Source organism: Xanthomonas euvesicatoria (assembly GCF_013112235.1).
GTDB lineage: Bacteria > Pseudomonadota > Gammaproteobacteria > Xanthomonadales > Xanthomonadaceae > Xanthomonas > Xanthomonas euvesicatoria.
The window spans coordinates 62980-76092 of record NZ_JABFFS010000002.1; the positions used below are offsets into that span (position 1 = coordinate 62980).

Annotated in this window: 14 protein-coding genes; all 14 read left to right on the forward strand. The window is 62.9% G+C overall.

Going from position 1 to position 13113, the window contains the following annotated elements; all coding sequences use genetic code 11:
• Positions 1-18: 18 nt before the first annotated feature.
• The 14 genes from HLH45_RS21295 to HLH45_RS21365 all read left to right on the forward strand — a co-directional run bounded on the left by HLH45_RS21295 (position 19) and on the right by HLH45_RS21365 (position 13084).
• Positions 19-417: a DUF6573 family protein gene (locus HLH45_RS21295; protein WP_033479026.1), complete on the forward strand. Its 399-nt coding sequence runs from the start codon at positions 19-21 to the stop codon at positions 415-417.
• Positions 418-537: 120 nt separating this feature from the next.
• Complete coding sequence (locus tag HLH45_RS21300; RefSeq protein WP_008574227.1) at positions 538-1131, forward strand: hypothetical protein; 594 nt, start codon at positions 538-540, stop codon at positions 1129-1131.
• 52 nt (positions 1132-1183) lie between these two features.
• On the forward strand, positions 1184-1411 hold the full coding sequence (locus HLH45_RS21305) for a hypothetical protein (protein ID WP_008574229.1): 228 nt from the start codon (positions 1184-1186) through the stop codon (positions 1409-1411).
• Between the two features lie 191 nt (positions 1412-1602).
• Positions 1603-1947, forward strand: a complete 345-nt coding sequence (locus tag HLH45_RS21310) for a hypothetical protein (protein WP_017164628.1) — start codon at positions 1603-1605, stop codon at positions 1945-1947.
• Positions 1948-2325: 378 nt separating this feature from the next.
• On the forward strand, positions 2326-3147 hold the full coding sequence (locus HLH45_RS21315; RefSeq protein WP_003490716.1) for a hypothetical protein: 822 nt from the start codon (positions 2326-2328) through the stop codon (positions 3145-3147).
• 1058 nt (positions 3148-4205) lie between these two features.
• Positions 4206-4844 carry a ParA family partition ATPase gene (parA, locus tag HLH45_RS21325; protein ID WP_008576026.1) on the forward strand — a complete coding sequence of 213 codons (639 nt, stop codon included), beginning with the start codon at positions 4206-4208 and terminating at the stop codon, positions 4842-4844.
• Positions 4841-5176 carry a hypothetical protein gene (locus HLH45_RS21330; protein WP_008576027.1) on the forward strand — a complete coding sequence of 112 codons (336 nt, stop codon included), beginning with the start codon at positions 4841-4843 and terminating at the stop codon, positions 5174-5176. The genes parA and HLH45_RS21330 overlap by 4 nt, the downstream gene beginning before the upstream one ends.
• A 272-nt stretch (positions 5177-5448) precedes the next feature.
• Positions 5449-5913, forward strand: a complete 465-nt coding sequence (locus HLH45_RS21335; RefSeq protein WP_081397858.1) for a DUF2840 domain-containing protein — start codon at positions 5449-5451, stop codon at positions 5911-5913.
• A 4-nt stretch (positions 5914-5917) separates the two neighbouring features.
• Positions 5918-6514, forward strand: coding sequence for a signal peptidase I (gene lepB / locus HLH45_RS21340; protein WP_075242386.1), 597 nt, complete (start codon positions 5918-5920; stop codon positions 6512-6514).
• Positions 6507-7097, forward strand: a complete 591-nt coding sequence (locus HLH45_RS21345) for a lytic transglycosylase domain-containing protein (protein WP_081397857.1) — start codon at positions 6507-6509, stop codon at positions 7095-7097. Before lepB ends, HLH45_RS21345 begins: the two co-directional genes overlap by 8 nt.
• Positions 7098-7721: 624 nt before the next feature.
• Positions 7722-9524: a DUF3363 domain-containing protein gene (locus tag HLH45_RS21350; protein ID WP_081397856.1), complete on the forward strand. Its 1803-nt coding sequence runs from the start codon at positions 7722-7724 to the stop codon at positions 9522-9524.
• Positions 9525-9528: 4 nt separating this feature from the next.
• On the forward strand, positions 9529-11586 hold the full coding sequence (gene traG, locus HLH45_RS21355) for an IncP-type conjugal transfer protein TraG (RefSeq protein WP_033479484.1): 2058 nt from the start codon (positions 9529-9531) through the stop codon (positions 11584-11586).
• Positions 11583-12074: a hypothetical protein gene (locus tag HLH45_RS21360; RefSeq protein ID WP_008578000.1), complete on the forward strand. Its 492-nt coding sequence runs from the start codon at positions 11583-11585 to the stop codon at positions 12072-12074. The genes traG and HLH45_RS21360 overlap by 4 nt, the downstream gene beginning before the upstream one ends.
• Positions 12071-13084, forward strand: a complete 1014-nt coding sequence (locus HLH45_RS21365) for an ATPase, T2SS/T4P/T4SS family (protein ID WP_075246543.1) — start codon at positions 12071-12073, stop codon at positions 13082-13084. The genes HLH45_RS21360 and HLH45_RS21365 overlap by 4 nt, the downstream gene beginning before the upstream one ends.
• Positions 13085-13113 lie beyond the last annotated feature (29 nt).

A 13113-nucleotide genomic window follows, 5' to 3' on the forward strand; every position in this document is an offset into this window, starting at 1 on the left:
ACTACCGGAGACATCGCCATGTTCACAGCGTCCGACATCATCCATACCCACACTCGCGCCGACCTCCTGGAAGATGGCGACCTGGTGGACGTGTCTGCCCTCGCCCGCGAGGCTGGCTTTAAGGTGCCGGTTGCCGTCACGCGGGCCGTCTGGGCCGACTGCGTGGCATGGAGCCAGGAAGACACCAAGCGCAAGCACGTGCCGCAGGACGAGCAAGGCCGGCTGTGGGATGTGCTGTTCATGGCGCGCCACTTCGCCGCCCGTGGCGGTGATGCCAACCGCGTGCCGTTCGCCCTGCACCGGGTGCCCCGTGAGGGCCGAGGCCACCAGGCCCGCATTGTGACCCTGCACATGCACATCGGCCCCGGCGACGATGCCGAGCCGGTCATCACCATCATGCAGCCCACCGAAGACTGACCCCCTTTTTTGCCTAGTGGTGTGCAATACCATTGCACACCACTAGGCAACGATCCAACCACGGCAGCGCAGCGGCTGCGCTGTTGGCCACCACTCTCCAGCACTGACCAGGACACCACCATGCGCAAGCTGCCCCACCCCGCTTCCCTTACCGCTGCCGAGCGTGCCGAATGGCGCGATAACCTCACCACCCCGCGCTATGCCCAGCAGCCGCGCGACTTGGCCGACGGCTCGCGCTACTACCTCGCCGAGGAAGCCGGCCGCATCGTCGTGACCAAGTTCCACGGCAAGAGCTTGAAGATCGATCGGCAGTGGTTCCGGTCGCAAGCCGAGGCCGAGCGCGACATTGCCACGTTCACCACCCGCCGGCAGCAGCTGGCCGACGCACAGGCCGACCGCCGCGCCGAGGCCAAGCGCCCGCACACCCTCGACGTGGGGGCGGTGCTGGTGTCTAGCTATGGGTACGAGCAGACCAACGTGGACTTTTACGAAGTCGTCGCCGTGCAAAATCGCACCGTGACCCTGCGCGAGCTGGTCCAGGATCGACAGGGCACCGGCCACATGTCCGGCACCACCACCCCGGTTCCAGGCCAATACACGAAGGCCGAACCGATCCGCAAGCGCGTCAACCCTCGCAACGGCGTCAAGCTATCCAGCGGCAGCTACGCCCACCCGTGGGACGGTCGCCCGCAATACTGGTCAAGCTACGCTTGATTTACCCTAGTGCGGCACGCCGCCGCTGTTATTCACCCTTGGAGCCATCACGATGAAATTGCGCCACTCGCTTCTGTACGCCATCCGGCACTATTTTGTACTCCTGGTCCTGAGCTGCGCACTTGTCGGCTTTGGCATCCACGGCCTTGCGACCTTTGAGCCGACCGCATCCAATGCCGCATTTAGCAGTCCAATCAACGACAACGCGTGGTTGATCTACCTGGTCGGCGTGGTTTGCGGGCTGGGCGGGCTTTTTTGGATCGCGTACAGGTCTCGCTAATAACAGGAGAGGGCGTCAAGATGGACGAGCAGAAAGCACTGCATTTTGTCAACCGGTTGTCGGCCTGCATCGCTACCGCATGGCTCTGCTGGATCTTGTATCTACTCAATTGAAGCTGCGGCGGCAGCTTTTTTTAACGTCAATGGTGTGCAATGTTTATGCACACCTTTACCAAATCGAGGGAACCGAACATGACCAAGCCTAGATCCAGTGCAGCGACCGCGCGCACCGGCAGCTATCCCAGCGTCCATGCCGGGCTACTGCTGCACGTGCGCCACCAGGTCCAACACGGACAGCCGCAATTCGGCGTCCACCTCGCGCCACACGTTGGCGACGTGGCAGGCCCGGCCTATAGCACCGCATGTGGCCTGGCCGCGCTCGATGTCTTCATCTGTTCGCCGGCTGCGGTGTCAGCCGACCTGGCCGCGCTGGTCATCGCCGGCAGTCACTACGTGCTGACCCTGGAAGCGGCCGCCCAGCTGGCGGCCGACTTCGCGCTGCCCGTGCGCACGCCGCCGGAGTTCGACGGCGCGTAGCGCGACGCTGGCGCGCTCACATACCGTTGCAGCCACGCCGGCAAAGGGATCGCATGCTGGCAAAATGCACGCCAGGGCATGGTGTGCAATGGTTGTGCACACGGGGATTGCTTGCGGTTTAAGGGCCGCGCGCAGATACTTGGCAGCGATATGACAACGCGGGTGGGCCAGCTGCTGGCGCAGTAGACCCCCGAAAACGAAAAAACCGCCTTTGGCGAGGCGGTTTTTTCATCACTGGGCTGGCGGGAATCACCAGTCAATGGGGCACTAATCGATACCCCCATCCTAATCCCGCCGGCGAAGCCGTGCAAGAGGGAAAAGGATGCAAAGGCCTAAACGCCGACCACCTTGCCCCGCTGCCGTTCATCGGCGCGGGACATGTCAGCAGTAGATCCAGGCTCCCACACGCCAGGCCCCGAACCGACCGCCACCAGCGGCCGGCCGCACAAGCGTGTGCATTGGCGTCAGCCCAAGCCGCTCGCCGGCAAGAAGCGCCGGCCGGGTGTCTTGGACGCGACCCGCGACGGGCTTGTGCGCGGCCTGGAGCAGCGGCAAGGCTCCCTGTGGATGCGGATTAGCCGCAACGTCATCGTGGCCGGCTATGCCCTGGACAAGGCGCTGACGCGGGTGCGCGCACTGCGCAAGGATGGGGCCGATTCGCTGCTGGCCATGTCCGTGGCCCTGCTCTACTTGGCCGACGTGCGCACCGGATTTGTGGGCAAGCCACGCCAGGGCGGCGGGCGCTGGCAGCGCTACACCCTGCACGACCTCGCCCAGCTCGCCTATGGCGGACAGACCGACGCCGAGCTGCGGCGCGCCAGGCGCTCGCTCGACATGATGGTGAGCCTTGGGTGGGCATTCCCCACCAAACAAGTGCGCCGGCACAAGAAAGACGCCAACGGCGGCGACCTGTGGTGCAGCGAGGCCGGCGTGCGCCGGATCAACTTCCAGCGGCTGTGTGACATGGTGGGCACCAGCTGGCTACTTAAGCGCGACCGCAAGCACGCCGACCAGGTGCGTGGTGCCGGCACTGCATCCTTCACTGACGCCCAAACACGTCGCCAGTCGCGCCAAGAGCAGGCCGCCAGGCCGCGCACAGGCGGCGACCGCCCTGCGGCGTTCCGCGCAACTGGCGACCCGCCTAGCGGCGCACAGAGCGCCACCCGGCACATCGCCGACATCCTCGCCCTGTTCAAATAGCCGGCCCGGCAGGCCAGCCCCTGCGCAATGGTCTGAAACGGCCTGAAAACAGGTTTGCACAGCGAAAACCCGGTCGAGCCGAGGACATTTCTGGACCCTCCGGCGCCCTCGGTCACCGACGTCTCCACCTCAACACCTCACGCCAAAGCGAGTTATCCACCGCAGCTGGGGGTAAGCCTGTGGAGAAGTAGCGTTATTTGTCCCATTTAATTGGGAGGCCAACCAGTCAACCTTTGGTTGAAAACACAGGCAATAGAGCGCTCAACAGCGAAATCGGCGTCGCCGCCGCTTCGCGGCGACGACAGCGTTAGATGCTGAATAGAGGGGCTGCGCCCCTCCCACCGCCGCTGCGCATGAGCCCACTTGGAAAACCAACCAACATGAAGGCGCAGCGACGGCGGTCCCCTCCCGCAAACAGCAAAAGCGGGTCGGCAGGGAGTAATTAACCGGACTTCGAGGCAGGCCATGACCCTAGAAGGGCTGTCGGCTTCGGGTCGCCTGCGTTGAAGAGCGGTCACCGTGCGCTACGCGCACACAAAGCGGCAGCGGTTCACTGGACCCGCAGAATGATCCCGCTCCGGCAGACCACGTAGGCACGGTCGCATTGAAACAACGCTAGCTTGCGGATCGACTTTTCGCGTGGTGCCACATTGTCCAGCTCGACGGCCACGGTCCATCGGTCGTTGGTCACCACCAGGTCGATGAACCCTCTTCGATCCTTTTGCACCTGGACAGGGACTTCCCAACTCACCCGCCAATTCCGCCGCTTCAAACGACGCGCCCACAGGAGCTGAAAACGATGGGCTGGTTGTGGCATGGCTACAGAGTCTGCAATCGCAGAGGCGTCCGGGCAACCGGCCGCTTTTTTTGCACTGCCCCCAGCGCAGCGCAACGCTGCCGGCCAGGCCAAGCCCCGCGGGCGTGGCAGCAGTTAAGCATGCATGCAACCTTGCAACCATGCATGCGTGCATCTAAATCAGCTTGCATGCGTGCATGCATGTTGCTAGGGTATTGCACACTTGCCCTCAAGCAAGCGACTTCCACCAGGAGCGCAGTGCATGAAAACCATCGCCATCGCCGTCCAGAAGGGCGGCTCCGGCAAGACAACGATCGCAGTACACCTCGCGGTGGCCGCGCAGCAAGCCGGTCTGCGCGTTGCGCTGGCCGACACCGATCCGCAAGGCTCGGCCAAAGGGTGGGCCGAAACCCGCAAGCACTCCACGCTCGAAGTGGTGGCCATCACGTCTGCCAACGTCGGCGCAGCGGTCCAGGCCGCAGCCGAGGAAGGCTATGACCTGTTGATCGTGGACACCCCCCCCCATGCGTCAGCCGGCATCGCGGCCGCGCTTGAGCATGCGGATCTCGCCTTGATGCCTGTGCGCCCGAGCCTGTTGGACCTTGCCGCCGCGCCGGCCTCGATCCGACTATTGCAGGCCAGCGGCAAGCCGGGGGCGTTCATCCTGTCTAGCGCCCCGATCCGCGCCAGTGAGACACGGGAAGTGGAACGGGAGCTGGCAAGCACCGGCATCCCGGTGCTGGAAACGGTCGTTCATGATCGAACGGCCTACCGGCGCGCCCTCGCCTACGGCCAGGCCGTGGGCGAATTTGAGCCGGCCGGCAAGGCCGCATTTGAGATTCGCGCTCTATGGCGCGAAGTGCATACGCTACTCGGCGCAACCAAAGGAACCCATGTATGAACACCGGACTCACCGGCAAGCTCGCCGCCCTGGACAAGACCAAGAGCCAACCAGATAAGCCGGTGCGTGCAGCGCCAGCCGAATCCAAGCCCCAGGCCACCGCGCGCCAGGCCGGGACGGCCAAGAGCGCGCCCAAGGTCGGCGCTACTCGCACGATCACGATCCGTCACCTGACCGACGATGACCTGCGCCGGCTTTCCGAGTTCCGCTACACCCACAACATGACCATCCAAGACATCACCATCAAGGGCATCTCGATGTTCCTCGCCTCGATGGGTCTTGCCCCGCTGTCGGCCATGTCCGACACCAGCGATTCCGGCGACGCCGAGTAACGCATGCGCGCATGCAGCGCAGCTTGCATGTTTAGTTGCACGCATGTTTGCATGCAAAGCTGCACGCAGTCATGCATGCGTGCGCTCTTGCAGCTGTGCATGCATGTCGGCAGCGTGCAGTGCATGCGCGCATGCAAGTCAGCTTGCATGCGTTTCCGGAAGGTGCATGCAAGCCTGCAAGCCGCTAAAGCAGCTTGCATGCAGAGACGCGTAGGCCAGGCTTCTATCGCCTGCATGCAAAGCGTCAAGCATGCGTGCATGCAGGTCTGACGATGGGCGCCCAGGTTATTGAAGCCTTCGCCAAGGGCCGGACGAACCGGCGGATTCTGGCAGGTAAACCGCGCCAGGTTGGCCGCTGGGTGATCGGCGAAGATGGCACCCGTCGCCGGCTTCTGAGCTTCGCACCTGGTGACCGGTTTGCACTCGATCTATGGGAGCAGAATGACTACGGCACAACGCGATGGCGGGTTGTGCTGTGCGAGGCATTACCGGCCGGCCAGGCGGGCGAAAGCGTGCCGGCAGTGCGCCCAAATGTCGCCATTCTGGCCGACATCACAGGCGCAACGCGGGTGCGCGCTTATGTGGCCTGGTTAGCCCTAAACCGGTCAAAAATTGACACCCTAAATCGGCTAGAATTGGCGCGTATCGAACAGTTTTTCCAGCGCATGCCACTGGCGCGGTTGAAGGTTTTAACCGCCGATGTGAGAGCCAAACTCCCCCGCAAAAGGCGAGGTTAGCGGCATGTCTGTGACACGAAAGAAACTCATCAAAGGGCTAGCACTCGGCCTAGGCCTAGCAGTGATCGCCCCCGCCTTTGGATGGGCAGGTGCGCGCGGTCTGGCCTCGCTAGGTTTCACCGTAATTGCCAACCTTTCGCCAAGCGTGGCGCAAGGTCTGTACCTCCTGAATCGCAATACACATAGTGCAGAGCGGGGCCAGCTGGTCGCTTTCTCCCCACATAATGCGGCAGCGCGTTATGGCTTTGAACGCGGCTGGATGAAGCCCGGAAGTCTTTACATCAAGCGTGTCGGTGCGGTTGCTGGCGACACGGTGTGCGTGAAAAGCGAAGTCAGCATTGCAACCCCAACAACCGCAGGGCACCCAGCCACCTATCGGCGTGTGGGCGCGGTCGCTGCTACGGACCGCACAGGCGTGGCGTTGCCTCACGTCCTACAAGGCTGCACGCGAGTTCCAGCGGGGCACATCTTCACCATCGGTGATGGTCTCGCTAACAGCTATGACGGCCGCTATTACGGGTTCGTTCCGCTGTCGGTAATCGTCGGAAGCATTACACCGTTGTGGACGCAATCGTCTACGGTAGGAGTCGATCATGAATGACCTGATGTCAGTGATTCTCGCTTGCTCCATCGGTGTGCATCCGCAAACCGTGCAGGCGATCATCAAGCATGAGAGTGGTGGCAATCCGTATGCCATCAACAACCAGGTCCGTAGCTTCTACCCGACCCGGTTTGACGATGCCCAGCGGATCGCAGTCGAACAGGTGAGGGCCGGCCGCAGTACCGATATCGGGCTGATGCAGATCAACTCGCAGCATCTGACCAGGTTCGGAGTGACGCCGGTTGACCTACTAGACCCATGCACAAACATCCGAATTGGCACCACCATTCTGGCCCGGAACTACGCCCAGACATGGGCCAAATATCGCGCCGAAAAGCCTGCGCTGCTGGGCGCCTTGTCGATGTACAACACCGGCAACGAGTCGCGCGGATTGAGCAATGGTTACGTGAGCTGGGTGTCGCAAGCGGCTGGGGTGGCGGTGAACTTCCCGGCAAGCGGGAAGGCGAGCGGCCGCCGGTCCACCAAAGCCCAAGCCAATGCTGTTCCCGTGATGTCGCCCGCAGCCGCGCCCACAGGGTTCGCAGGGACCGGGCCGAAGGCTGCACAACCGAGGCCACGCTGACCGCTTGTGCGGCGTTGTGCGGGTAGCGTCCGATAGGGCGGGGCTTGGTCGAGGCTGACGGTTCCGAGACGCGCTACAGCAGAGCCAGAGCGGGCGTTGTGGCTTCTGTGAAGGGTGGGTGTGATCGGAGGGAGTGAGGGCGTCGGAAGGCAAAAGCGGAGAAGCCGAAAAGAAGGGCAACATAAAAGTGTGTGTGGTATGTGGGTTCTAAATTACTATTTCTATTAGCTTTTTCTTACAACATTGTCAATTAGACTTGTTGTAAATTACAACAATGGTTTCTAGGGCCGGGAGACGACCGTGGTCGGTAGTGGAAAGCGCAGCTCAGCAGGGCCAGACCAGGGCGATGGGAAGGGCAGTCAGGGGGCAGGCAGCTCCGACAAACCGCTGCGCGTTCGTCTGTCAAAGGGCCGCCAGGCGCGTAACACCTCCCAGGTCAACGAGGTCATTAGCCGTGTCAAAAGTGCTGCCAAGCGGGCGGCACGAACCGGGCGCATTTCCGGCGCGACCACGCACCACGCTGGACGCGCTGCTGGCGTCAGGATTAACACCGGAAGCCGACAGCAGCGCGTCACCATTAAGGCCCGTGTGGTTGCAGCGCCACGGGTTGGAGCCAAAGACGCCATGCAGCGGCATGTGGACTATGCGCAGCGCCACGGTGTAGACAAGGATGGTGGGCCGGCGCGCCCGTTCACCGGCACAAGCGAGCTCACGCGCGAGCAGACTTCTCAGTTCGTGGATCGGGCAGAATCTGACCGGCATTCGTTCCGATTCATCGTCTCGCCGGAAGAGGGCGCGAACTTGAATCTAGAAAGCTACACCCGCGATTTGATGCAACAGATGGAGCGGGATCTAGGGACAAAGCTGGACTGGATGGCGGTCGCCCACCATGACACCGACAACCCGCACGTGCACATCATCGTGCGTGGGGTAGATGACAAGGGCGGCGACCTGGTAATAAGCCGCGACTACATCAGCAATGGTATGCGCGAGCGGGCACGCGAGCTGGCGACGCGGGAGCTGGGATATCGAAGCGATATCGACATCTATCGCTCCGCTGCGAAAGAGGTCACGCAAGAGCGCTGGACGGGTCTTGATGCGTCCATGCTTCGAGAGCAGCAGGGCCGCGAAAGCGGCTTAATCCATGCCGGCCAAGTGCATGCAGATCCGTTCCGCAACGCGCAACGCCAGCTGCGTCTACAGCGTCTGGCGGTGCTGCGGGATCACGGTCTAGCCACTGAGAAATCGCCCGGCCGTTGGACCATTCATGCGAACGCCCCAGAGGCCATGCGCGCTATGGCGCAGGAACGGCGCTTATCAGGCCAGTTGAAGCCACACCTGGATGCGGAACGTAGCCGGCGTGGGATGTTGGCAGATCACACAAGCCTCAAGGCCGCGCCTGTGCGGGGCGTGGTCCTGGACCGTGGACTGGCTGACAAGTTATCTGGCACTGAGTACGTCATCGTCAGTGGCTTCGACGGTCAGGTGCATTACGCCACGCTTAGTATTCATTCGGAACGGCATATGCCCGAGCGCGGCCGTGTCGGTGATGTCGTGGAGCTGGGCAGTTACACACCGCCGGCTGCCACATCGGCTGACAAGAATGTGCTGCGGCGTGCCCAGAGTGGGTTCTACGACCCGCGCCAGCATCTTGCCGAGGTGCAGACATGGGACCCCAAGCGGCTGCCGCAAAACGCGACACCGGATTCCTACATCGAAGCGCACGTTCGGCGCATGGAGGCCTTGGCAAGCCGTGGACATGTCACCAAGCGCCTGGACGGCTCGTTCAAGGTGCCGGCGGACTTGCTGGCCCGTCTCGATGGTGATCCGGCGATTGGCCGGCAGCGCAACGCCTTCGTACGGCTCGACGTTTTGGGCAAAGGACCGCTCAACCGGCAAAGCCAGGTCATCGCTCGCACGTTCCTGGACGACGAGCTGGCCGCCGGACGACTTGCCCAGCTGCAAGGCACCAACGTCCGCACACGCACGCAGGCACAGTTCCTGGAAGCCTTGGAAGCCCGTACAGATCGCCTGGTGGCACTACGGATGGCCGAGTGGACCCCCGCAGGCGTCCGACTCGCGGCAGGATTTGACGAGCGGATGCGTGCCCTTGAGCTGGGCGAAGCGCAGCAGCGGCTAGCGGCCAAGTACGGGCAGCCGGTCAATCTGGACGTGGCCCGTCGCTTCCAGGGGAGCGTGCAGGCCATCGAGAACCTCCCCAGCGGCCCCCATGCGGTCATCGTGCAGAACGGCACGTTTGCCGTGGTGCCGGCCAAGGACGGGTTACAGCGCCAGCTGGGCAACACGGTGGCGGTACAGCTGGCCCAAGGCCAGAGCATCAACCAGGCGTTCCAGTCGGTGCGCATCCGCTTCGCGGCGATGGACGCGCTCGACAAGGGCAAATTGCTAGGACTGACACGGAGCTAGGCCGATGGCCCCCCAAAGCAAACAACGCGAGAAAACCCGGCACGCTGGCGGTCTACGCGGCGGCCCCATCGTGGCCTGCCTGCTATGCCTCTTTCTGGGCGTGTGGGCAGCGACCCAATACGTCGCCTACGCACTGGCCTATCAGCCCCAGCTGGGCGCGCCCTGGTTTCAGATCCAGGGCCACGGGATCTACGCGCCCTGGTCATACTTCCCGTGGCTGTGGGATTACAACGCGTATGCGCAGGACATCTTCACGCGCGCCATCTACATCGTGGCCGGGTTTGCGGCGCTGGGCTTTGTCGTCATGGTGGCGGTGGCCATCTACCGCACTCGCGCCCAGGAAGACGTCATGACGCATGGCTCGGCGCGGTGGGCCGAAGCCAAGGAAATCGAAAAATCGGGCCTGCTGGGGCAGGCTGGCGTGGTGCTGGGCATGACTGAGGACGGCCGTTACCTGACCCATGACGGCCCAGAGCATCTGGAAGTCACCGCCCCGAGCCGGTCGGGTAAGGGCGTGGGCGTTGTCGTGCCCACGCTGCTGAACTGGCAGGCCAGCGTGGTGGTCAACGACATCAAGGGCGAGAACTGGGAACTGACATCGGGTTACCGGAGCCGGATCGGCTACGTGCTGAAATTCAACCCGACCCAGCGCGACACCTGCCGGTTCAACCCATTGGCCGAGATTCGACCAGGTGATAACGAGGTCAAGGACGCCCAGAACGTCACCGACATGCTGGTAGACCCGGACGGCAAGGGAAAACCCGACCATTGGAGCAAGGAGGCCGACTCATGGCTGCTGGCGGTGGTGCTGCATGTCCTCTACGCCGAGCCGGACAAGACCTTAGCCGGCATCGCGATGTTCCTGGACAACCCGGAACGGACGATGGAAGCCACGCTGCAATACATGCTCGACACCAAGCACCGCAACGGCAAGGTGCACCCGGTCGTAGCGATCGGAGCCAGGGCCATGCTCAACAAGAGCGCCGACGAGCGCAGCGGTGTGCATTCGACGGCGCGTAGCTTCTTCAACCTCTACTACGACCCTATCGTGGGCGCGGCGACCAGCGAGAGCGACTTTCGCATCACCGACCTGATGCGCGCCAAATACCCGCTGTCGCTGTATCTGATCAGCCCGCCCAGCGACAAGTCGCGCTTGCGGCCGCTGTTCCGGCTGATGCTGCAACAGATCACCCGCCGGCTCACGGAGGAATTGCACCCGGAGGGCAACAAGCACCGGCTGCTGCTGCTGGTCGATGAGTTCCCATCGCTGGGCAAGCTGGAATTTTTCGAGGAAGGGCTGGGCTACGTGGCCGGCTACGGCATCAAGTGCATGATGATCAACCAGAGTTATAACCAAATAGTTAAGTATTACGGTCCGAGCAACACGGTGATGGACGGTGCACACATCCATGTGTGGTATGCGCCCAACACCGACGAAACGGCCAAGCGCATTAGCGATTCGCTTGGCATGACCACCGAAATTCACCAGCAGACCAACTACACCGGAGGCCGGTTGTCTGGGTGGTTGGGGCACGTGATGGTGTCCAACCAGGAATCAGCCCGCGCATTGATGACGCCAGGCGAAGTACGGGAAATGGACCCGTCAAAGAAGATCATCGTGGTGGCAGGCCTGCCACCGATCATGGCAGTGAAAATCAAGTATTACAGCGACGCCAAGTTCCGCGACCTGGTGCCGCCGACCGATGCGCGCGGCAAGGTGCTGGACCCGACCCACAAGTACGCGCCGGTCGCCAAGACCGGCGCCAGGCCATACCCCTATGGTCCGCCCGTCGCCGCCAACCCCTGGACCAAGCTCACCCCCGCTGTGGTGCCGGTTGCGGTGGCGGCCGCCCTGCAACCGGCCGTCCAAGACTCCCGCGACCTGGACGCCACCCCTGAACCGACGCCCGCACCAGAGGTGGCCGTCGAGGCCGCGCCCATGCTCGATGACGACATCGGCGCCGATGCCGACATCGACACCGATGAAATCACCGTCAGCCCCGCCGCCAAAGCCGATGGCATGGATGCGGCCGACGACGACATTGACTACATGCTCCCATGAAGAAGTCTCACGGTAAGACCATTCTGCACACCCAAGTCGAAACCCGGCTCATGCAGCTCGCAAAACGTGAAGCCGCCGAGCGGCGCATCCCGTTGCGCGCTGTGGTGGAAGCCGCGCTGGCCGAGCGTTACGACCCCGAGCACGCCAAAGCCGAAGAAATGCTGGTCTTGAAGGAGCTGCGATCGCTGCGCAACGAGGTGCGCAACGTGCACTTCGGCAATCAAATGCTGGTGGAGCTGACCACGCTCACGACCAAGAACCTGTTTGCACGCCTGCCGGCCGCGACCCCGGCCAGCAATGCAGCGGGAGAGGGCTTCTACAACGCCCTGATTGCATCCGTGGAGCGGGTCTTTAGCCAGCGCACGCCGCTGCTGGACAAGTTGACCGGCTCGCTGCTGCGTGCCCAAACCGATAGCGAGTTCGATGCCCTGCACGCAGCGGCCGGGAAGCCCGACGACGCCGACCACGATCCTGAGGCCACCCCATGAACGCCAATCCGTCTGTGTCCACGACCATTACCCGGCATAGCCGGCTGCTGGACATGATGAAGTCCGCGCTCGGCGGTGCCATTGGCGAGCTGCTGGACGATCCGGCCGTTGAAGAAGTGCGCGTCAACCCCGATGGCCGCCTGTGGTATGCCAAGGACGGCCGTAGGATCTGCCACGACGATACGCTTGACGTGAACACACGCGCACGCGTCATCAAGATCGTGGCCGATCACGTTGGCGAGATTGCCGACAAAGACAATCCCAGCTTCCCGGCCGAGCTGCCGGAATCGGGCTACCGCTTCCACGCCGTCTTGCCACCCGAATCGCCCGATGGCCCCACCTTCGTGATTCGCAAGAAATCAAACCTGCGGCTCACGCTGGACGACTATGTGACCAAGGGACAGCTGACGCCGCGCCAGCGCGACATCATCGTCAAGGCGGTGCATGAGCGCGACAACATCGTCATCGTCGGCGGCACCAACACCGGGAAAACCACGTTCGCCAATGCAGTCCTGTACGAAATGGGCCGGGTTACCGGCCGCGTCATCACGCTAGAAGATACGCTGGAATTGCGCGTGGAAGCCGACGAGGTGGTGCGCCTGCGCACCGTGCGTAACCGCGACCAAATCACCCGCAGCATGACACACCTGTTGCGCGATACGCTGCGTATGACACCAGACCGCCTCATCGTCGGTGAGGTACGTGGCCCGGAGGTCATGGACATGCTCGATGCCTGGAACACCGGCCATCCAGGCGGGCTATGCACCATCCACGCCAACAGCGCCAACGAAGCATTGGAGCGCATCGAGGACTTGCTAGTGCAAGGCGGGTTCCTGCCGGTTCCGCGCAAGATCGCCCGCACAGTGCAGCTCATCGTGAGCATCGGGTTCGAGACAGTAGACGCCGACGGCGGCCACAAGGCGGTGCGCCGCGTGCGTGAAGTGCTGCGCGTGAAGGGCGTCCAGCAGACGCCGGAAGGCAACGTCTACACACTGGTGTCGGCTGCGTGACCTGAACGGAGCGGCTTCGGTGCTGTTTT